The sequence below is a fragment of the Nocardia noduli genome (assembly GCF_019038455.1).
GTDB classification, from domain to species: domain Bacteria; phylum Actinomycetota; class Actinomycetes; order Mycobacteriales; family Mycobacteriaceae; genus Nocardia; species Nocardia noduli.
This window is the reverse complement of record NZ_JAFMPL010000039.1, coordinates 1-20,851: the sequence shown is the minus strand read 5'-3', so window position 1 is coordinate 20,851 and position 20,851 is coordinate 1. Positions and strand designations below refer to the sequence as shown.

Annotated in this window: 21 protein-coding genes and 1 pseudogene; 13 read left to right on the top strand and 9 right to left on the bottom strand. The window is 67.4% G+C overall.

Annotated features, from left to right (window positions below; genetic code table 11):
- Positions 1-53: 53 nt before the first annotated feature.
- Positions 54-743: a helix-turn-helix domain-containing protein gene (locus JZ792_RS21160; RefSeq protein ID WP_198654562.1), complete on the bottom strand. Its 690-nt coding sequence runs from the start codon at positions 741-743 to the stop codon at positions 54-56.
- Between the two features lie 48 nt (positions 744-791).
- Complete coding sequence (locus tag JZ792_RS21155; RefSeq protein ID WP_216912551.1) at positions 792-1,514, bottom strand: LmeA family phospholipid-binding protein; 723 nt, start codon at positions 1,512-1,514, stop codon at positions 792-794.
- A 99-nt stretch (positions 1,515-1,613) separates the two neighbouring features.
- Here JZ792_RS21155 and JZ792_RS21150 point away from each other — a divergent pair, with 99 nt between their 5' ends.
- Positions 1,614-2,222 (top strand): type IV toxin-antitoxin system AbiEi family antitoxin, encoded by a 609-nt coding sequence (locus JZ792_RS21150; protein ID WP_109528899.1) that lies wholly within the window; start codon positions 1,614-1,616, stop codon positions 2,220-2,222.
- A 53-nt stretch (positions 2,223-2,275) separates the two neighbouring features.
- Here JZ792_RS21150 and JZ792_RS21145 read toward each other — a convergent pair whose 3' ends face one another.
- The 3 genes from JZ792_RS21145 to JZ792_RS21135 all read right to left on the bottom strand — a co-directional run bounded on the left by JZ792_RS21145 (position 2,276) and on the right by JZ792_RS21135 (position 4,407).
- A complete protein-coding gene (locus JZ792_RS21145; RefSeq protein WP_216912549.1) occupies positions 2,276-3,088 on the bottom strand; it encodes a class I SAM-dependent methyltransferase in 813 nt (270 codons plus the stop codon).
- Positions 3,058-3,576 carry a DUF2505 domain-containing protein gene (locus JZ792_RS21140; RefSeq protein ID WP_216912547.1) on the bottom strand — a complete coding sequence of 173 codons (519 nt, stop codon included), beginning with the start codon at positions 3,574-3,576 and terminating at the stop codon, positions 3,058-3,060. The genes JZ792_RS21145 and JZ792_RS21140 overlap by 31 nt, the downstream gene beginning before the upstream one ends.
- Before the next feature lie 339 nt (positions 3,577-3,915).
- Positions 3,916-4,407, bottom strand: coding sequence for a DUF2505 domain-containing protein (locus JZ792_RS21135; RefSeq protein ID WP_216912546.1), 492 nt, complete (start codon positions 4,405-4,407; stop codon positions 3,916-3,918).
- Between JZ792_RS21135 and JZ792_RS21130 the strand changes: the two genes are divergently transcribed.
- Both JZ792_RS21130 and JZ792_RS21125 read left to right on the top strand, forming a co-directional pair.
- Positions 4,406-5,539, top strand: a complete 1,134-nt coding sequence (locus JZ792_RS21130) for a UDP-N-acetylmuramate dehydrogenase (RefSeq protein WP_216912544.1) — start codon at positions 4,406-4,408, stop codon at positions 5,537-5,539. The genes JZ792_RS21135 and JZ792_RS21130 overlap by 2 nt on opposite strands.
- A gap of 86 nt (positions 5,540-5,625) precedes the next feature.
- Positions 5,626-6,867: a L,D-transpeptidase gene (locus JZ792_RS21125; protein ID WP_216912542.1), complete on the top strand. Its 1,242-nt coding sequence runs from the start codon at positions 5,626-5,628 to the stop codon at positions 6,865-6,867.
- Between the two features lie 6 nt (positions 6,868-6,873).
- Here the strand turns inward: JZ792_RS21125 and mscL are convergent, their stop codons facing one another.
- Entirely contained in the window at positions 6,874-7,437 is a 564-nt protein-coding gene (gene mscL / locus JZ792_RS42995; RefSeq protein ID WP_216912540.1) for a large conductance mechanosensitive channel protein MscL, read from the bottom strand.
- Between the two features lie 298 nt (positions 7,438-7,735).
- Positions 7,736-8,470, bottom strand: coding sequence for an SDR family oxidoreductase (locus tag JZ792_RS21115; RefSeq protein ID WP_216912538.1), 735 nt, complete (start codon positions 8,468-8,470; stop codon positions 7,736-7,738).
- 72 nt (positions 8,471-8,542) lie between these two features.
- Between JZ792_RS21115 and JZ792_RS21110 the strand changes: the two genes are divergently transcribed.
- The 8 genes from JZ792_RS21110 to JZ792_RS21075 all read left to right on the top strand — a co-directional run bounded on the left by JZ792_RS21110 (position 8,543) and on the right by JZ792_RS21075 (position 17,640).
- Complete coding sequence (locus JZ792_RS21110; protein WP_216912536.1) at positions 8,543-9,361, top strand: alpha/beta fold hydrolase; 819 nt, start codon at positions 8,543-8,545, stop codon at positions 9,359-9,361.
- A 129-nt stretch (positions 9,362-9,490) separates the two neighbouring features.
- Positions 9,491-10,924 carry a D-inositol-3-phosphate glycosyltransferase gene (mshA, locus tag JZ792_RS21105; RefSeq protein WP_216912534.1) on the top strand — a complete coding sequence of 478 codons (1,434 nt, stop codon included), beginning with the start codon at positions 9,491-9,493 and terminating at the stop codon, positions 10,922-10,924.
- Complete coding sequence (locus JZ792_RS21100; protein WP_216912532.1) at positions 10,921-11,439, top strand: type III secretion system chaperone family protein; 519 nt, start codon at positions 10,921-10,923, stop codon at positions 11,437-11,439. Before mshA ends, JZ792_RS21100 begins: the two co-directional genes overlap by 4 nt.
- Positions 11,440-11,599: 160 nt before the next feature.
- Complete coding sequence (locus JZ792_RS21095; RefSeq protein WP_216912523.1) at positions 11,600-12,493, top strand: ROK family protein; 894 nt, start codon at positions 11,600-11,602, stop codon at positions 12,491-12,493.
- 58 nt (positions 12,494-12,551) lie between these two features.
- Positions 12,552-13,289: a phosphoglyceromutase gene (locus JZ792_RS21090; RefSeq protein ID WP_109528889.1), complete on the top strand. Its 738-nt coding sequence runs from the start codon at positions 12,552-12,554 to the stop codon at positions 13,287-13,289.
- 190 nt (positions 13,290-13,479) lie between these two features.
- A complete protein-coding gene (locus JZ792_RS21085) occupies positions 13,480-15,531 on the top strand; it encodes a CocE/NonD family hydrolase (RefSeq protein ID WP_216912521.1) in 2,052 nt (683 codons plus the stop codon).
- 187 nt (positions 15,532-15,718) lie between these two features.
- Positions 15,719-16,954 carry a sensor histidine kinase gene (locus JZ792_RS21080; protein WP_216912519.1) on the top strand — a complete coding sequence of 412 codons (1,236 nt, stop codon included), beginning with the start codon at positions 15,719-15,721 and terminating at the stop codon, positions 16,952-16,954.
- Entirely contained in the window at positions 16,951-17,640 is a 690-nt protein-coding gene (locus tag JZ792_RS21075) for a winged helix-turn-helix domain-containing protein (RefSeq protein WP_109528886.1), read from the top strand. The genes JZ792_RS21080 and JZ792_RS21075 overlap by 4 nt, the downstream gene beginning before the upstream one ends.
- Positions 17,641-17,700: 60 nt before the next feature.
- Here JZ792_RS21075 and JZ792_RS21070 read toward each other — a convergent pair whose 3' ends face one another.
- Positions 17,701-18,033: a hypothetical protein gene (locus tag JZ792_RS21070; protein ID WP_109528885.1), complete on the bottom strand. Its 333-nt coding sequence runs from the start codon at positions 18,031-18,033 to the stop codon at positions 17,701-17,703.
- A gap of 103 nt (positions 18,034-18,136) precedes the next feature.
- Complete coding sequence (locus tag JZ792_RS21065; protein ID WP_438804359.1) at positions 18,137-19,015, bottom strand: DUF3109 family protein; 879 nt, start codon at positions 19,013-19,015, stop codon at positions 18,137-18,139.
- A gap of 65 nt (positions 19,016-19,080) precedes the next feature.
- Between JZ792_RS21065 and JZ792_RS21060 the strand changes: the two genes are divergently transcribed.
- Positions 19,081-20,115 (top strand): Ppx/GppA family phosphatase, encoded by a 1,035-nt coding sequence (locus JZ792_RS21060; RefSeq protein WP_216912518.1) that lies wholly within the window; start codon positions 19,081-19,083, stop codon positions 20,113-20,115.
- Positions 20,112-20,851: pseudogene (locus JZ792_RS21055) on the top strand (hypothetical protein); the annotation flags it as partial. The gene JZ792_RS21060 and the pseudogene JZ792_RS21055, both read left to right, overlap by 4 nt.

Sequence of the window (20,851 nt, the reverse complement as noted above, 5' to 3'; positions counted from 1 at the left end):
GCCGGTCGACCGGGACGCCACCCCCGGTCGGCCGGCTTCTCCGTGTGCCCGCCTCAGTGCTCCTCGTGATTGTCCGGATAGGCGGTGACCGCGAGGAATCGGATGGGCAGCCGGACCAGTTCGTTCGGGCCGTGGATGCCCTCGCCGTCCAGCAGCAGCGAATCACCCGGTCGCAGTGTGTATTCCGCGTCCCCGTGCCCGTAGACCATGACGCCTTCGAGCATGTACAGCAATTCGGTGCCCGCGTGCTGGAACCTCGGGAAGATCTCGCTGGCGTTGGTCAACGTGACCAGTACCGGTTCGAGCCGTTTGTGTTGTCCGCGTAGTGAGCCGAGCAATTCGTAGTGGTGTCCGACCCTGGTGCCGCGCCCCACGATGATCGCGCCGTTGCCCGCGGGCACGTACACGGCCTCGCGCGCGCTGTCGGCGCCGCGGAACAGCGAGGTCACCGGAACGTCGAGTCCCGCGGCGAGTCTGGCCAGGGTGGACAGGCTGCACGAGGTCTGCGCGTTCTCGATCTTGGACAGCATCGCCTTGGAAATGCCGACCCTGGTTGCCATTTCGCCGACCGAGAGCCCACTGGCGCGGCGCAGTGTGCGCACCTGGCGCGCGATGGCGGCCTCGAGATCACCCGCGGTCGGGGGTTCGCCGATGACCTCGCGTTGCACCGGAGCGGGATCGCCGGTGTCGCGATGGATCTGCGGGGCGGTCACTCCGGGAGAAACGGGAGCAGAATCGGGCATTGCCCGATTCTACCCGGTGTTTCCTGTCAGTAGACGACTTGCGGTGTGTCAGCAGCTCATCTCACTGTTGCCCTGATTCGCGGGCAATTCGGTGCGCCCGCCCGCGAGTTCGACGTCGATCCCGTTGTCGGTCACCTTGATCTCGGTCGGCTTCAGGCCCATGGGGTAGCTCTGGAGACTCTGGGAGAAGAGTTCGACGATGCCCTGGACCAGATCGGTGGGCATACCGATACCGAGCAGACGAGCGGATTTGGTCTCGATCTCGACCGCGCCGTTGCGGACCACCGGCTGCACCTGCAACTGAGCAAGGCCGCCGAGCACGTCCAGGGTCAGCATGTTGGTCGCCGACGAGGAACGCACACCGGTCACCAGGTCACCGAGGGTCTGCTTGATGCCGTCGTTGCTCCAGGTGACATCGGCCGACGAACTGCCGACCGTGCCGCCGCCGTTGTCCGCGAATTCGAGATCATCGAATTTCGCGTGCACGACCATGCCGACGGCGGGACCGAATTTGTCCCCTTCGCTGTCGACGCTCACGGAGGAGATCTTGCCGTCGACCAGGCTGATGAGCAGGGGTTTGAACCCGAACCCGACATCGATGGTCGAACCCATCTCCTGCTCGAACTGGTCACTGATGCATCCGGCGAGCCGATGTCGCGCGTACGCCTCGCCGCCGACCACCAGGGTGGCGAGCAGGGTCACGACCACGGTGATCGCGATCACGAGGGTGCGGCGGCTGACGCTCGCGAATGCGGAAGGCTTCCTACTCATGCGGTCGATTCTTCCCGACATTTCTGTGCCCGCTATGTGGGCTCGGTGAGGGCATCGTTTGTGATATGAGCCACATGGATCGGGCGTAGCCTGATATCCATGGCTGGCGATGCGGCGGGCCGCGCACCCGAATCCGTTGACCAAGGTTGGCGCGTGCTGCGGCGTCTGGCGGGCAGGCACGCCGGATTCTTCACCACCAGGCAGGTGCTGCGCACCGGGTGTGAGGTGCGGGTACGCCACGCGCTCGGCGACGGCACGGTGACCAGGGCCGGTGTCGGCCTGCTCCGACTATCCGAGTGGCCCGCCGGACCGCTCGACGAATACGCCATGTGGGCGGCCTGGTTCGACGGGGCCGCCGCCGTCTCCCATCAGAGCGCCGCCGAATTGCACGGCGTCGGCAGACTGTGCCCGCGTTTCCTGCACCTGTCCGTCGGACGAGGGCGACCGCCGGTGACACCCCGGCTCGTCGTCCTGCGCAGGCCGCTCGCGGATATCGAGGTGGAATCCGCGGGCCCCTTCCTGGTGACGACACCGGTCAGAACCGTCCTCGACCTCGCCGAAGCAGATATCGGCCAATCCGCGCTGGACGAGGTCGTCGGCGACGCGATGGCCATCCACCGCTGTGACCACGACGAAATCCGTTCCGCCAGCGCGCGATTATCGCCCCGAGCCGCCGCTCGGGTACGGCGCGCGTTGACCGGCGTCTAGATCGCCCGGCTGTTCCGCCGTACGCGCGGCGGTGACCATCACGGCGGTGACCATCACGGCGCGGGCCACGCGTTCGGTGCGACACTCGTCCACGGCACCGACAGCACACAATCGCGCATCCGCCTGCGATAGACCCGGAGCGGATAACCCTGCCCGCGTAGATATTCCGCCGCGGCACGCCACCGAACCCGCGGCCCGAACGGCGCGAGCGGCGCGGCCCGCGCCCACGCCCCATCCGCCGCGGCCAACAACGCGTGGATCGGCTCGCCCGCGATATTGCGATGGATCAACACCTTGGGAAGACGCTCCGCGATATCCGACGGGCGCTCGACCGTGAACGGATCCCACGCCAGCGTCAGCGACAACGGGCCCGTACGGTCCAGCAGCACCCAGGCGCATCGACGGCCCAACTCGTCGCAGGTGCCGTCGACCAGCAGACCGTCCGGGGCCAGACCGGAACGAATCGTCGCCCACGCCTCGGCCACCGCGGATTCCGGATACTGCCGCAGAACATTGAAGGCACGCACGAGAACCGGGCGCAGACCGGCCAATTCGAAACCGCCGCGCGCGAACGTCACACCGTCGCGGCCGGGCACCACACGCTGCGGATCGATCTCCAAACCCGTGACGCGCACATCGGGGCGCACGGTACGCAGCCGCGCCGCCAACTCGAAGGTGGTCCAAGGGCTCGCCCCGTAACCGAGATCGACGACCAGCGGATCGGGAGCGTCACGCAGCCGGGTGCGCACCAGATCGTCGTTCATCAGCCACCGATCGCTGCGGCGCAGCCGATTGACCCCGGTGGTCCCGCGAGTGATCGTGCCGACGGGCCTGCTCAGCTGGTCGGGTTTCGGGCTTCCAGCCACTTCACCGTCTCCGCCGCCTCCTCGCGGAACAGATCGACCAGATTCACCAGCATCAACTGCTCCAGACGCGGGCCGACCATCGGGATGTACACCTTCGCCTCGGACGAGAAACGCATGGTCGCGCCGGTCTCGGTGGGAAACAGCCGGATCGTGCCGCCGAGACTGCCTGGACCGGCCGGAATCGACGCGGAGAACTTGCCGACGGTCTCCTCCTCCTCGAACGGACCCCAGCTCTCCTTGCGGGTGATGATCATGTCCTTGCGCATCACCGTCTGCGCGATCTCGGGCAGCATGTCCCTGGGCAGGGTGTGATGCAGCAGCACCTCGATGCCCGATTCGTCGACATCGAGGCTGACCACTTCGTTACCCGGGGTGTACTTGCGCATTTCGGCGACCCGCGCCTCCCAATACTCCGGAGTCGACAACGCCTCGTACAGCTCCTTGGTGGTGTGGAGCGGATAACGGGCTGAATAGTCCAGTCGGCGCATGCTGTGACATTTTGCCGCGCCTGCGGCGCGGCGTGGTTCGCGGCCCCTATGTCTCGCGTTCGAGCGGTCGAGACTGGCGACTGCGTCGCGGGCGCTTCGACCGCTCGAACGCGAGACGGCCGCGAACCGGGGCGCTCGTATGACTCGCGCCTGTGGCTGGTGACGTGGCGGTGGGGGGCGCTCGTATGACTCGCGCCTGTGGCTGGTGACGTGGAGGTGGGGGGCGCTCGTATGACTCGCGCCTGCGGGTGGTGATGAGGGGCGAACCGGGGGTGCGTGTAAGGCTCGCACCCACGGTGCGTGACTGGAGGCGAGTGGGCGGGCTCGTCAGACCGGGGGTCAGCTGGTCTTGGTGGCGAGCCAGGTGTTGGAGAATTCCTCTTCGGATTGGAGCAGTTCGGTCAGGCGTTCCTGGATGGCGGCTTCGATCTTTCCGCCGAACAGGGGGATCTTGACCTCGATGGTGCCCTGCACGGTGGCGGTCGCGGAGGTGTCGTCGCCGGTCAGCTCGACGGTGCCGCGGACTTCGGCGGGGGCGCCGTCGACGCGGGCCTCGAAGGTGGCGGTGTTGCCGGTCCAGATCTCGGTGCGGGGGATGATCAGGTCGCCGGGGCGGACCGAGGTGATCGCGGCGGGGAGCAGTTCGGCGGCGATGGCCTGCACCATCTCGATACGGATCGTATCGCCGTCGACGGTGAGTGCGTCCAGACGTGCGTTGGGCCCGCCGACCTCGGCGATGCGGGCCTTCCAGTACTGCTCGTCGGCGATAGCCGCGCGCACCGCAGTGACCGGATAGGGGTAGCGGGCCGTGTACGCCAAGGGTGTAGCCATGTTCGGACACGCTACCGTCTTCAGCGTGCGAACTTCCCGGGTGGTGTCGTCGGACATCCTGCGCGAACTGCTGGTCGATACCGGTGCGCGGGTGCGTGCCTCGGTGCCGTTGTCCGAGCTGACCACCTTGCGGGTCGGCGGTCCGGCGACGGTCGCCGAATGCGCGTCGACCGAGGCTCTGGTGGCGACCGTGCGAGCCCTCGACGTGGCGGGTGTTCCCGTGCTGCTCCTCGCGGGCGGTTCCAACCTGTTGATCGGCGACGACGGGTTCGACGGCGTGGTGGTCCGCGTGGCCAACGACGGTGTCGACCTCGGCGCGGACGCCGTGGTGGCCGAGGCGGGCGCCTCGTGGGACGCGGTGGTCGCGGCGACGGTCGCGGCCGGGCTGGGCGGGCTGGAATGCCTGTCCGGCATTCCGGGATCGGCGGGCGCGACGCCGGTGCAGAACGTCGGCGCGTACGGCGTGGAGGTGGCGAGCCTGCTGCGCCGGGTGCGACTGCTCGATCGCGCGAGCGGTGACATCCGCTGGGTCGGCCCGGCCGAACTCGGCTTCGGCTACCGGACCAGCGTGCTCAAACATCGGGACGACGCGGTGGTGCTCGCGGTCGAATTCGCGCTCGATCCGTCGGGGCGCAGCGCCCCGTTGCGCTTCGGCGAACTCGCGAAGGTCTTCGGCGCCGCCGAAGGAGAGACGCGACCGGTCGACGAGGTGCGCGCCGCGGTCCTACGACTGCGCGCGGGCAAGGGCATGGTGCTCGACCCGGCCGACCACGACACCTGGAGCGCCGGCTCGTTCTTCACCAATCCGGTCGTCGCGGCGGACCGTGTGGCCGAGATCCGGGCCGCGATCACCGCGCATGTGGGTGATGTCACGGTGCCCACCTATCCCGCGCCGGACGGGGTCAAGTTCTCCGCGGGCTGGCTCATCGAGCGCGCGGGTTTCGCGAAGGGTTTCCCCGGTCCGGACGCGGCGACCCGGTTGTCGACGAAACACACGTTGGCACTGACGAACCGGGGTTCGGCGACGGCCGCCGACCTCGTGGCCCTCGCCCGTACCGTGCGCGACGGTGTGGCCGAGCGTTTCGGCATCGTGTTGGAGCCGGAACCGGTGACCGTCGGCGTCACCCTCTAGCCGAATTCCTTACTGATCCGGACGAATAGGACGACACGGTCTTCTCTGATCGCGAGACCGTTTCCGCGCCGCGTAGATTCGAAGAAGTGAGCAGTCGCCCAGTGATTCGGAGACCGGCCGCCGTCGTCTCAGTCCTCGCGCTCGTCGTGGTCGCCCTGGTGGCCGGGTGCACCATAAACGGCGGAAGCGACGAGAAGACAGCGGAATCGAAGCCCGTCGCCGAGGTGACCGTGACGCCGGAGGACGGCGCCGAGGACATCGGTCCGGTCGCCCCGGTCTCGGTCACCGTCGACGACGGCACCGTCGACCAGATCGCCCTGACCAATGCCAACGGCAAACAGGTCGCGGGTGAACTGAGCCAGGACCGCCGCACCTACCGGATCACCGAACCGCTCGGCTACGACGCCTCCTACACCTGGTCCGGCACCGCCGTCGGCACCGACGGCAAACCGGTTCCGATCGACGGCACCTTCACCACACTCACCCCGAAGTCGACCGCCCCCGCGACGCTGAATATCGGCGACGGCCAGGAAGTCGGCATCGCCGCGCCGATCATCGTGCAATTCAAGGGATCGGTGTCGAACAAGGACGCGGTCGAGAAGGCGCTGACCGTCACCACCGAGCCGCCCACCGCGGGCGGATGGGCCTGGTTCCCCGACGACAACGGTGGATCACGACTGCACTGGCGGCCCGAGCAGTACTGGGTACCCGGCACCTCGGTCCACGTCTCGGCCAAGCTCTACGGCCTGGATTTCGGTAAGGGCGTCTACGGAGATTCCGATCTCACCTCGGATTTCCGCATCGGCCGCAGCCAGATCGTGAAAGCCGACGCGCCGAGCCATCGAATGCAGGTGGTCCGCGACGGCCAGACGATATTCGACTTCGCCGTCAGCTACGGCGAGGGCAACGAGGCGCGCAATGTGACGCGGTCCGGAGTGCACGTCGTCACCGAGAAGTACGAGGACTTCATGATGTCGAATCCGCCGTTCTACGAGAACGTGCGGGAACGCTGGGCCGTACGCATCTCCAACAACGGCGAATTCATCCACGCCAACCCGGAATCGCTGTCGGCACAGGGATCGGCCAACGTCACGAACGGCTGCATCAACCTCTCGCCCTCGGACGCCCAGGCCTATTTCCCGACCGCGCTCTACGGCGATCCGGTCGAGGTGACGGGAACCACGATCGCGCTCTCGGCCGCCGACGGCGATCTCTACGACTGGAGTATCGACTGGCCTACCTGGCAGTCGATGTCGGCCGTCGACGGTTCCTCCGCGCCGATCGTCTCAGCGACCCCCGTGGCCCCGAAGGCCCCCGGCGGTCGCTGAGATCGCTCAGCCGCGCGCGGGCGAATTCACGGTGCGCGAATCCCTGGCGCCCGCGTCCCGGCTCGCGGGCACTCGACCGTCGGACGCGCTGTTGCGCGAAACCCCCTCGCGGGAGTCCCCTTCGGCGGTGTCGGGATCCGCGTCCAGCGGAGACGGGGTCGTGCCGTCGTCGGGATTGTGCGGATCGGCGGCATTCTGCTCACGCAGCAGATTCCGGATCTCGATCAACAGTTCGACCTCCGACGGCTCCTTCGTCTTCGGCTGCCCGAAGCGATTGGTCAGCGTCTTCATCGGCAGGATCAGCACGAAATACAGCACCGCCGCGATCAATACGAAGTTGATGAGCGCGGTGACAAGCGGCCCCACCTCGACGAACGTCGCCGGTTTACTCGACACGAGCCGGAAACCAAGACCCAGCTCACTGCTGGTGCCGAAGACCGCGAGCAAGGGGTTGACGATGCCTTTGGTCACCGAGGTGACCACCGCGGTGAACGCGGTGCCGATGACCACCGCGACAGCGAGGTCGATGACATTGCCCCGCATCAGAAAATCTTTGAACCCCTTGAACATGCCTCTCCTGTGATGTTGGCGGCCCGGGGGCCGCGGGTTCGCGGCCCTTTTTGTCTCGCGTCCGAGCGGTCGATACTCGCGACTGCGTCGCATTGTCTCGACCGCTCGGACGCGAGACGGCCGCGAACGGTCGCTCGTAAGACTCGCTCCGTGGGGGGCGAGACGGTTGTGAACGGTTGCTCGTAAGACTCGCTCCGTGGGGGGCGAGACGGTTGTGAACGGTTGCTTGTGTGACTCGCGCTTGTGGTGGGTGTGTTTGGGGGTGGCCCGTTGGTTGAAATTACCGGTTTCTCGGGACTTATGCCCTTCGGGCGAAGCGGGCGGGGGCGGCCTGGTCGCGGGGTTTGACGATGATCTGGTCGAGGTTGACGTGTGGGGGGCGGGAGGCGACGAAGCCTACGATTTCGGCGATGTCGGCGGCGACCAGTGGGTCGATTCCGTCGTAGACCTTCGCGGCGCGGTCGGCGTCGCCGTCGAAGCGGACCAGGGAGAATTCGGTTTCGACCGCGCCGGGTGCGATTTCGGTGAGGCGGACGGGCTGTCCGAGTAGTTCGCCGCGCAGTGTCCGGTGCAGGACGGCCTGCGCGTGTTTGGCGGAGGTGTAGCCGGAGCCGTTGTCGTAGGCGTGGAAGGCGGCGACCGAGGTGATGGTGACGATGAGGCCGTCGCCGGAGGCGATCAGTTTCGGGAGCAGTGCCTTGGTGACGCGCAGGGTGCCCAGGACGTTGGTCTCCCACATCCAGCGCCAGTCGTCCAGGTCGGCGTCGGCGACGGTCGACATGCCTTTGGCGCCGCCCGCGTTGTTGACCAGCACGTCCGCCGATTCGATCGCGTCGGCGAAGCGCGTGACCGATTCGTCGGAGGTGACGTCGAGTTCCAGTGCGGTGCCGCCGATCTCGTCGGCCAGGTCCTTCAGGCGGTCGAGCCTGCGCGCGCCGACGTAGACGTGACAGCCCTGTGCGGCGAGTGTGCGTGCGGTGGCTGCTCCGATGCCCGAACTGGCTCCCGTGACGACGGCGATACGACTGGTCATGGTTGCGATCCTAGGTGCGGGTGGTTTGCGGGGGCGGGGGCTGTTGCCCGGATCACCGTTAACCTCGATGACATGGCAATTCGGGAAGCGATCAGCGCGGACGGCACCGCGATCGTCTATCGATCGGCGGGTCCGGACGCGGCCAGACCGCTGGTTCTGGTGCACGGCTGGGCCGCCGACCTGCGGTGTTGGGGCGGAGCGGCCGACGATCTGGCCGAGCGTCACCGGGTGATCGCGATCGACCTGCGCGGGCACGGTTATTCCGGCGCACCCGCGTCCGGCTACGACGACCCGAAGAACTGGGCCGCCGATATCGCCGCGGTGCTCGCGGCCGAGGGCATCGAATCCGGCGCGGTGCTGCTCGGCTGGTCCTACGGGGGCATCGTGATCTCGGACTATCTCGCCGCTTACGGCACCGGCGTCGTCGCGGGCGTCGTCTATTCCGGGTCGATGGCCAATATCGGCCGGGGTGTTCCCGGCGCGGAGACCGGGCCTGCGCTGCTGGCCGCCATGCCGGGGGTGTTCGAGGAGAGCGCGGGCCGCGCGGTTCGCGCCTTCGGCGGGTTCGGCGACGCCAACACCGGTTCCGGCGGCAGCGGAGTCGACGCACAGCGGTTGTTCGGCGCGAGTCTGGCGACGCCGCCCGCGGTGCGCAAGGCGCTGTTCTACCGTTCGGTCGACAACACCGAGATGTTGCGCGCGCTCGACATCCCGGTGCTCGTCCTGCACGGGACCGCCGACCCGGTCGTTCCGGTCGCCGACGGTCGCTATATCGCGGAGACGGCGGCGAATGCCCGCTCTTCCTTCTGGGAGGGCGCCAAGCACGGCCTGTTCCTCGAGGACCGCGACCGTTTCGTCACCGAGGTGTCCACGTTCGTCGCGGGACTGTAATCCCTGGTCGAACATGCTTTCGACCAGGACGGCCCACGGGCGTGAGCGTCGTCACCGATACCTTGTGATGGCTGTCACTCGGCCGGTCAGGGTTGCGGGCGCCGGGGATGCACCGTGCACTATGGATATGTGAGTCAACGCCCGGATTTACGGCCCGATCGGATAGCCGTGCTATCGGTGCACACCTCACCGCTCGCCCAACCCGGCACCGGCGATGCGGGCGGCATGAACGTGTATGTGCTGCAAACCGCCGTTCAGCTGGCCCGCCGCGGCATCGAAGTCGAGATCTTCACCCGAGCGACCTCCTCCGATCTGCCGCCCGTCGAGGAGGCGGCGCCGGGGGTGCTCGTGCGCAATGTGGTCGCTGGTCCGTTCGAGGGGCTGGACAAGCAGGATCTTCCGACCCAGCTGTGCCCGTTCACCGCCGAAGTACTCCGTCAGGAGGCGCGGCATCAGCCGGGTCACTACGACCTCGTGCATTCGCACTACTGGCTGTCCGGCCAGGTCGGCTGGCTGGCCAGGGATCGTTGGCGGGTGCCGCTGGTCCATACCGCCCATACGCTGGCCGCGGTGAAGAACGCCGCGTTGGCCGACGGCGACAGCCCGGAGCCGATGACGCGCGAGATCGGCGAGAAGCAGGTCATCGCCGAGGCCGATCGGATGGTCGCCAATACCGCGGAGGAAGCGCGTCAGCTCGTGGAGTTGTACGGCGCGCCCGCCGACCGCATCGATGTGGTGCCGCCCGGCGCCGATCTCACCCGTTACCGTCCCGGTGACAAGGCCGCGGCGCGCGCCGAACTCGGTCTGGCTCCCGATGAGCGGATCGTCGCGTTCGTCGGTCGTATCCAGCCGCTCAAGGCCCCCGATGTCCTGGTGCGCGCCGCCGCGGAACTGCTGCGTGATCGCGACGCGAGCGGCGCGGGCAAGTTGCGGGTGCTGATCGTCGGCGGCCCGTCCGGCACCGGATTGCAGCGGCCGGACGCGCTGATCGAACTGGCCGCCGAACTCGGTATCGGCGATTCGGTCACCTTCCTGCCTCCGCAGCCGCCGGACCGGCTGGTCCAGGTGTATCGCGCGGCGGATCTGGTCGCCGTGCCCAGTTACAACGAGTCGTTCGGTCTGGTCGCCATCGAAGCGCAGGCCAGCGGCACCCCGGTCCTCGCCGCCGATGTCGGCGGACTCGGCACCGCCGTGCGGCACGGCGAAACCGGTTTGCTCGTTCCCGGGCACCGCATCGACGACTGGGCGGGTGCGCTCGGCGCGCTGCTCGACGATCGGCCGCGCCTGGCGCGGATGAGTGTGAACGCCGTCCAGCACGCGGCCAATTTCTCGTGGGCGCACACCGCGGACGGCCTGCTCACCAGCTACTGCGCCGCCCTGGCGGATTTCCGTTCCGACACGGCGGGTTTCGCTTTCGGCGCGGACGACGCCGTTGTGCTCGACGGCCCGTACGGTGTGCTGCGTGAGGACCCGCGCGAGTGGGTATCCGGTGAACGCGGCGGCCCGGTCGGCCAGCCCGGACCTCGGGCGCTGCGACGGCGCCGGATGGGAGTGCCCCGATGACACAGCCAGAGCACACGGTCGCCGAGACCGCGCGGCTCATCGATGAGACGTTGCGCGAGCGCGAGATCGAGTACACCCATCCCAGCGAGGACGTGTTCGTCGTCATCCTGCCGGGTGAGCGGAAACTCAAGACGACGCTGATGCTGACCGTCGGCAAACACGGCGTGCGGGTCGAATCCTTCGTCTGCCGTAAGCCGGACGAGAATTTCGAGGGTGTCTACAAATTCCTGTTGCGCCGCAACCGCCGTCTCTACGGCGTGGCCTACACCCTGGACCGGGTCGGCGACATCTATCTGATCGGCCGGGTGGCGACGCACGCCGTCACCGCCGACGAACTCGACCGGATCTTCGGCCAGGTGCTGGAGGCGGTCGACGCCGATTTCAACACCCTGCTCGAACTCGGTTTCGCGGAATCCATTCGCAAGGAGTGGAAGTGGCGCGTCTCGCGCGGTGAGTCGCTGAAGAATCTGCGCGCCTTCGAACATCTCGTCGACGCGTCGGATCAGCAGTCCTGAACCTGGCCGATACCCGCGCGTCCGAATCGCGGGTCGTGGCGGGAACCCCTGCCGAAATCCGTCACGGTGGCGGCACGTAGCGTTCTGTCGTTATGGAAGGCTGCCATCCGTGGGCGCCGCAAGCCATGTGGGCCCGGATGATCCGACGTGGGGGGTTGATATGACGGCGCTCGCGCTCGATATCGGGGCGACGAAGATCGCGGTGGGGCTGGTCGGTCCCGACGGCACGACCCATGAGGTCGGCCGGATCCAGGTTCCGGTCACGGGGGTGTGGGAAGCCTGCCGTGGATTGCTGCTCGCGGCCGCGAACGGTGCGGAGGTGCACGTCATCGGGATCGGTGCGTGCGGTCCGGTCGACGCGACGGTCGGTCTGATGCAGCCGCTCAATATTCCGGAGTGGGCCGACGGCTTTCCGATCGTGTCCGCGGTCAAGGAGGTATTTCCCGGCGCCTCGGTGCGTTTCGCGATCGACGGTGTCTGTCTGGCGCTGGCCGAGCGCCATTTCGGCGCCGCCCGCGAGACCCCGGACGCCCTCGCGATGACGGTCTCCTCCGGTATCGGCGGCGGCGTCATCGTCGGCGGCATGGTCGCGGTGGGGCACAGCGGAAACGCGGGTCATATCGGTCACGTGGTCGTGCCCGGTTCGACCGATCCGTGCGCCTGCGGCGGCGTCGGCTGTGTGGAAGCCGTTGCCAGCGGCCCGGCCTCGGTGCGTTGGGCGCTGGAACGCGGCTGGGTCGGCGAAACCGGTAAGGACCTGGCCGAATCCGCCCACGAGGGCGACCGGATCGCCAAAGCGGCGCTGCGACGGGCCGGAATCGCGCTGGGACAGGCGATCTCATCGGCGGCGGCCTTGCTCGACGTCGATCTGGTCGTCGTCGGCGGCGGTTTCGCCCAGGCCGGTGAACCGCTGTGGCGGCCGATGCAGGAATCGCTGGGCGCGCACGCCAGGATCGGATTCCTGCGCGATCTCCAGGTCGTGCCGTCGGAGTTGGGTGATCGGGCGACGCTGGCCGGCGCGGGTTTGCTCACCGCCCTGACCGCGCCCGCCTGAGCGGGGTCGGTCGAGCCCACGGCAGGGCGGCGCGCCGGGAACATGCCAGAATGGCCGCATGACGTACACCCTCGTGCTGCTGCGCCACGGCGAGAGCGAATGGAACGCCCTCAATCTGTTCACCGGCTGGGTCGATGTCCACCTGACGGACAAGGGCATCGCCGAGGGCAAGCGGGCGGGCGAACTGCTTGCCGAGCAGGGCATCCTGCCGGATGTCGTCTACACCTCGCTGCTGCGTCGCGCGATCAGCACCGCGAATATCGCGTTGGACGCCGCCGATCGGCACTGGATTCCGGTGATCCGCGACTGGCGTCTCAACGAACGCCACTACGGCGCGTTGCAGGGCAAGAACAAGGCTCAGGTGCGCGACCAATACGGCGACGAGCAGTTCATGCTGTGGCGGCGCAGCTACGACACCCCACCGCCGCCCATCGATTCGGCCGACGAGTACAGCCAGGACGGCGACGCGCGATACGCCGGTATCGAGGTGCCGCAGACCGAATGCCTGCTCGACGTGGTCAATCGGATGATCCCGTACTGGGAGTCGACGATCTCCAAGGAGTTGCTGACCGGCAAGACGGTTCTCGTCGCCGCGCACGGTAACTCGTTGCGCGCGCTCGTCAAACACCTCGACCGGATCTCCGACGACGATATCGCGGGTCTGAACATCCCGACCGGCATCCCGTTGCGCTACGAGCTCGACGAGAACCTGCGTCCGGTGCGTCCGGCCGAATATCTCGATCCCGAGGCCGCTGCCGCCGGTGCCGCCGCCGTCGCGAACCAGGGCGGTAAATAACCCTTCACGCTGTATCCGATGCGCCGTGGTCGACCGATCGACTGCGGCGCATCGTCGTTTCCGGAATGCCGCTCATCGTATGTGAATGTGTATTCGTTCGGGTTTCTCTGTGACCGCGAGTACTTACCAACCGGTAAGTTCTGTACACTTCCGATTCGTTCGATCAGTCCGGAGAGGTGGATCACGTCCGATGAAGTACGCGTTTCGGGTCACGGCGGCTGCGATAGCCACCGCGGTACTCGTCCCCTTCCTCAGTTCGGGCGCCGCGGCCGCGCCCGACTCGACCGGTCCGGACGGCGGCGTCGCCGGTGCGGCCTGGACGGCTACCGAGGACGGCCCCCAGCAGTATCCGAACGTGTTCATCGAATGGGATGTGCCCATCACGATGGACGACGGGACCGTACTGAAGGGCAATGTCTACCGGCCAGCCGACGCCTCGGGGCGTCCGATCGACACCCCGACCCCGACGGTGGTCAACCTCACGCCTTACACCAAACTGGTCTCCAATCTCGCCGATCACGCGCAGTCGATCCCCGGCCTGTCCGACGCGCTGCTGAACCTGTTCCGTCAGATCGATTTCAGCGGGACCGCGCTGTCGGGCGTCACCGATCTCACCAAGGCGTTCGGCGGCGGCGAACTCCGCAATTTCACCGTCGACCGGCAGTTGATCAAGAGCGGCTACACCCAGGTGGTCGTCGACGTGCGCGGCACCGGCTTCTCCCAGGGCGAATGGGACATGCTGCGCGGGCGCGAACAGCGCGACACCCTCGAAGTGATCGATTGGGCCGCGCGGCAACCGTGGTCCGACGGCCGGATCGGGATGAACGGCATCTCCTACTCGGGGATCAACCAGGTGCAGGCCGCCGCCGCGCGACCGCCCGCGCTGAAGGCGATCTTCCCGGTGGTGCCCGGCAGTGACCTGGTCAACGACGTCCTCGCGCCCGGTGGTGGGTTCGGCTTCAATTTCATTCCGCTGTGGCTCACCGCGATCAACACCCTCAAATGGGTGCCCGACGTCCAGTCGATCGTCGATGGGCAGTTCGACTACCGGTGGCTCGCCGACCGCGGCGCCTCACCGCTGACCTTCATGGACGTTTTTCTCAACGCCTACACCTCGACCCGTTTCCAGGACGCCGACCCCAGGCTGACCGAACTGCTGACCGACACCTCGCCCTCGCGCCGGGAATATCTCAGTGATCCGAGCCGGATCGAGGTGCCCACCTTCGTCGTCGGCGGCTGGCACGATCTGTTCACCTACTCCGAATCCAAGATCTACAACGAGATTCCGCTCCCGCCGGGACAGAAGCAGTTGCTGATGGGCAACACCTATCACGTGAATTCCGGCAATGAATACGGCAAGCCGGGGCTGCCGCCGCGTCTGGATGTGCTCCAGCGCGCCTGGTTCGACAAGTGGCTCAAGGGCATCGACAACGGCATCGACGGTTTCGGCCCGGTCACCCTGCGCGAACAGGGCGGCGGATGGATCACCGCCAACGGTTTCGGCGACTCCGCGACCGGGGTCGACGAGGCCACCCATCGCCGGATGTACCTGTCGTCCGCGCCGAGCGGCACCTCGTCCGGTCTGTACGACGGTTCGCTCACGGTCGCACCGGATCCGGATGACGCGCGGTTGACCGTCGCGCCCGGTCTGTCCACCCTGTGCTCGAACGACGCGGCGCAGGGCAGCGCGGGCGTGCTGTCGATCATCGTCGGCTGTGCCGAGGATTCCAGGATCGCCGAGTCGAACGCGCTCACCTTCACCAGCGAGCCGGTGACCGCGGCGACCTCGGTGTCCGGACCGATCGCGGTTCGGCTGGAAACCGTCCACGACGCCGAGGACGGCTATTGGACCGTCACCGTGAACGACGTCGCCCCCGACGGCAGGTCGACGGTGCTGTCCTCCGGTCAGCTGATGGCCTCGTTGCGCGAGATCGACGAGGCGAACAGCGCCAGATCCGCCAACGGCGACTACACCGATCCCCGGCCGTTCACCTCACTCGACCGGAGACAGCCGACGGTTCCCGGCGAGGTGACCACACTCGACATCACGCTGGCCGCCACCGAGGCGGTGCTGCGACCCGGCCACCGGCTGCGCGTCGACGTCTTCGCGGGCAATTTCCCCAAGGGGCTGCCGGTGCTGCCGATGCTGATCGACACGGGTCTGAAACCCCAGCATCTGCAACTGGATCCGAGCCGTCTCAGTTTCGTCAACATCCCGCTGCGGGGGAATCCGGGCTGGTGATCGGCCCGGTCGCGAGGCCGGAATCCGCACCTCCCACTCGCCTCGCACCGGGGTTCGTACCCGGTGCGAGGGCCATTGACAAACAACACGTAAACACGCGGCAAACGGTCCTGGAAGGGGTTGTGACCTGCGCGAAACTTCGTGTACCCGGCGTCGGGTGGGCTGTCGGCGACCGTACGATTCAGAGGTGAGTGTTCCGCAGGCGGTGCTGTTGGCAGTCCTCGCGGCTGTCGTCGGACTGGCAGTCGGCGGGCTACTGATCCCCTACGTGAACGCCCGTCAGGCCCAGCGCAGACAGGCGGATTCCGGACTCACCATGTCGCAGGTGCTGGACTTGATCGTGCTCGCCTCGGAGAGCGGAATCGCGGTCGTCGACGAATATCGCGACGTCGTGCTGGTCAATCCGCGCGCCGAGGAACTCGGACTGGTCCGCAACCGGCTGCTCGACGAGCGAGCCTGGGCCGCCGTGGAGAAAGTGCTCGCCAGCGGCGAGTCGTCGGAATTCGATCTGACCGCCAAGAATCCGCTGCCCGGCCGCAGCCGGATCGCGGTGCGCGGCGTCGCGCGGCCGCTCTCGCCCGAGGAGACCAGCTTCACCGTCCTGTTCGCCGACGACGATTCCGAGCAGGCGAGGATGGAAGCGACCAGGCGCGATTTCGTCGCCAATGTCAGCCACGAACTCAAGACCCCGGTCGGTGCGATGAGTCTGCTGGCCGAAGCGCTGCTGGAATCGGTCGACGATCCCGAGGCGGTGCGACATTTCGGCAACCGCGTCCTGGGGGAGTCGCGACGGCTCGGCAAGATGGTGACCGAACTCATCGCGCTGTCCCGGTTACAGGGTGCGGAGAAACTGCCGGAACTCGAGGTGGTCGACGTCGATACCGTCGTGATGCAGGCCGTCGATCGCTCGCGCACCGCCGCCGAGGCCGCCGGAATCACGGTCAGCACCGATCGGCCGAGCGGCCTCGAGGTACTCGGCGACGAGACGCTGCTGGTCACCGCCCTGTCCAATCTGGTGGAGAACGCGATCGCGTACTCGTCGGCGGGCTCGCACGTCTCGGTCAGCCGCTCGCTGCGCGGCGATCACGTGGCGATGGCGGTGACCGACCGCGGCATCGGCATCCCCAAGGAAGACCAGGAGCGCGTTTTCGAGCGTTTCTTCCGTTCGGACAAGGCGCGCTCGCGTTCCACCGGCGGTACCGGCCTCGGGCTGGCTATCGTCAAACATGTCGCGGCCAACCACAACGGTGAGATCACCCTGTGGAGCAAGCTCGGCACCGGATCGACGTTCACCCTGCGAATACCCGCACACTCCGAGTCCGAGGGAGAAGAATTCTCCGACGGGCCCGTGGTGAGTACGAGAGAAACCGCCCCGCGAACTTCGAGCGTGGGTAGACCCAATGGTGTGGAGGCACGCAGATGACCAGTGTTCTGATCGTCGAGGATGAGGAGTCGCTGGCCGATCCGCTCGCGTTCCTGCTGCGCAAGGAGGGGTTCGAGGTCACCGTGGTCGGTGACGGCCCGTCCGCGCTCGCCGAATTCGATCGCTCCGGCGCCGATATCGTGCTGCTCGATCTCATGCTGCCCGGCATGAGCGGCACCGATGTCTGTAAGCAGTTGCGCACCCGATCGGGTGTGCCGGTGATCATGGTGACCGCGCGCGACAGCGAGATCGACAAGGTCGTCGGCCTGGAACTGGGCGCCGACGACTACGTCACCAAACCGTATTCGGCGCGTGAGCTGATCGCCCGCATCCGCGCGGTGCTGCGCCGCGGCGCGGGTGACGAGATCGACGGATCCAGTGAGAGCGGAGTGCTCGAAGCCGGTCCGGTGCGGATGGATGTCGACCGGCACACGGTGCTGGTCAACGGCAAATCGGTGACCCTGCCGCTGAAGGAATTCGATCTGCTCGAATACCTGCTTCGGAATTCGGGGCGCGTGCTCACCCGCGGCCAGTTGATCGACCGGGTCTGGGGCGCGGACTACGTGGGCGACACCAAAACCCTCGACGTGCACGTCAAGCGGTTGCGTTCCAAGATCGAGGCCGATCCGGCCAAGCCGGAACATCTCGTCACCGTGCGCGGGCTCGGGTACAAACTCGAGGCGTGACGCCCGGGAGGGCGGGGGCGGGCCGATCGGGCCCGCCCCCTTTTTTCGTGTGGGGAGTTCTTACGGGAAGTAGGTCCAGGTCGGGCCGATGCCGGGGAAGTCGGTCAGGCGAAGGGTGATCCAGCCGAGGTCGTCTTCCTGCATGCAGTCGTAGATCGGCACATCGGCGCCGTTACCGCGGCACGCGATGGTGTGCGACGTGCCGTAGGGGCTCATGATCACGTACTTGCCCTGGTCCTTGGCATTGAGCGCGCCCGGATCGAGGGCGGAGACGAAGTTCGCGGTGAAGTCTGCGTACTTGGCCGGATCGCCGTTCGGTTCGGCGTGCGCGGCGCCCGCCAAGGCGAGGGTGGAGCCGAGAGCAACTGCTACGAGGGTCAACGCTTTCTTCATGACAAGCCATCCAACCCGAAAAGGGTGAAGCGCGCATGGCGGGCAGATGACCGGACGGCTGCCCGCAGCTCACCGTTCGCGCAACCTTCGCGCGAACGGTCGATCAGACGGGTGTGATCGGCAGCGAGTACTCCGCGTTGCGCAGCGCGTGCACGGTCGCCGGATGCACGGCGACCAGGCCGAGGCCCGTACGGCGCTCGCAATGGCGCGCCAACTCCTCGTAGGCGGGTTCGCCGAGCAGTTCCTTCAATTCGGGAGCGTAGGACTGCCAGACCGGCTTGGCGCCGACGTGGGCGTCCGGTGAGCCCGAGCAGTACCAGTCCAGATCGAGTCCGCCCGGCCCCCAGCCGCGCCGGTCGTATTCGGTGATGACGGTCTTGAGGATCTGGACGCCGTCGGGCCGGTCCACCCAGTCCTGGGTGCGCCGGATCGGCAGCTGCCAGCACACGTCCGGTTTCACCGTGTGCGGTTCCAGACCGCGACGCAGCGCCATGGTGTGCAGGGAGCAGCCGACGCCGCCCGCGAAACCCGGACGGTTGAGGAAGATGCACGCGCCGTCGTAGCGGCGAGTGCGCAGCGCGGGCTCGTCCTCCAGTTCGTCGAGTTCCAGATAGCCCTTGCGCGTCACCTTGCCGTTCGACGCGGTGGCCTCGCCCATCAGCTGCCAGTCGTCCGGTGTGAGCAGTTTCACAGCGGCCTTGAGGCGGTCCCGATCGTCGTCGTCGGAGAGGAAAGCGCCGTGCGAACAGCAGCCGTCGTCGGGCCGGTCCGACAGGATGCCCTGGCAGGCCGGAGTCCCGAAAACGCAGGTCCAGTTCGACAGTAACCAGGTGAGATCCGCGGCTATCAGGTGCTCGTCATTTGCTGGGTCGACGAACTCGATCCACTCGCGCGCGAAATCCAGATCGACCTCGGGGCTGGGATCGATCTTCCCCGCTGGTCGGGGTGGGGCCGGGCTCCCGGCATCGCCGCGTTCCGTCACGCTCGCAGACGCTAACAGTTCGGTCGCCTCGGCTGAAGTGCCGGTCGACCCAGTACCGTGTTCATGTGCGCCTTGGGGTCCTCGACGTCGGAAGCAATACCGTCCACCTACTCGTGGTGGACGCGCACCGTGGTGGGCATCCGATGCCGATGAGCTCGACGAAGGCCGCGTTGCGGCTGTCGGAGAACATGGACGACGAGGGTGCGATCACCGTCGATGGCGCCGAACGGCTCATCGCGACGGTGGCCGAATTCGCCAGCATCGCCGAGACGTCGAGATGCGTCGAACTCATGCCGTTCGCGACGTCCGCGCTGCGTGAGGCCACCAATTCCGAGCACGTCCTGGGCCGGGTCCGGGCCGAGACCGGCGTCGATCTGCAAGTGCTTTCCGGTGTGGACGAGGCCAGACTCACATTTCTCGCGGTCCGCCGGTGGTACGGCTGGAGCGCGGGCCGCATCCTGAATCTCGACATCGGCGGCGGCTCGCTCGAGATGACCAACGGCGGCGACGAGGAACCCGATGTCTCGCTCTCGCTGCAACTCGGCGCGGGCCGCCTGACCAGGGATTGGCTGCGCGAGGATCCGCCGGGTAAACGCCGCATCGCCGTGCTGCGCGACTGGCTCGACGCCGAACTCGTCGTCCCGGCGCGGGAATTGATCGAGGTCGGACGGCCCGATCTGGCCGTTGGCACGTCCAAGACATTTCGGTCGCTGGCCCGATTGACCGGAGCCGCACCCTCTGCCGCCGGACCCAGGGTTCGTCGTACACTCACCAGTTCCGGCCTGCGCCAGCTGATCGCGTTCATCTCGCGGATGACTGCCTCGGACCGGGCGGAATTGGAAGGTGTGAGTTCGGATCGGTCACAGCAGTTGGTGGCTGGCGCATTGATCGCGGAGGCGAGTATGCGGGCACTATCGCTGGAATCCCTCGAGATTTGTCCGTGGGCGCTGCGCGAAGGGCTCATTCTGCGCAAACTGGATACCGATATGAACGGCGGACCCAGGGCGACGCAACTACCGGGACCGGCGGCCGACAGCGGCCCGCCGAGCTCCGGTGACGGGTCAGCGCTATCCGGCCCGATCGAAACGGTGTCGTCATGAGTAGTGAAGATTCGAAGCAACTGTCTGTCGCGGAACTGCTCGCGCGCAACGGCGCGCAGGGCGCGTCCTCCGGCGGTGGCAGGCGCAGACGCGGCAATCGCGGGATCTCGGTCGCGGAGCTGACCGGCGATCTGCCGGTGATCAAGGACGGCGGCAGCCATTCCGCCCACGCCGCACCGGAAGCCGACACTCCGGAACCGCCCGGCTACGAGCCGCAGTCCTACGGGCCGCAGTCCTACGAGCAGCCCGCCTACGAGCCACCCGCGTACGAGGCGCCTTCCTACGAGACGCCGCGTTTCGACTCGTCGCAGTTCGGATCGGCCGCGCCGGAACCGGTTTCGTACCCTCCGCCGGAGCCGGAACCGAGCTATTCGCCGATGTCGGGACCGATCACCCGCTACGACCCGCTCTCGCCCTACGCTCCGCCCGAACCCCCGCAGCGGGCGACCGACCCGCTGATGCCGCGTTCCGGCCGGGTCATGCCGGGGCGCGAGATGCCAGGCCCCAGTTCGCGACACAGCACAGAACCCGACGCGGCCGCCGCCGGGCACTACGGCGCGCCCGCGCCCACCTATCCGCCCGCGCCGCCGCCCGTCGCCGAGCCTCCCGCGCCGCCGCGTCGCAGCGGCCGCAGGCGCCAGCACGAACCGGACGAGTCGGCCACCCAGGTCTATCGACTGCCCGGGGTCGCCCCCGGTGACCGCGCCCGCCCGGATCTCGGTGGGCACAACGGGAA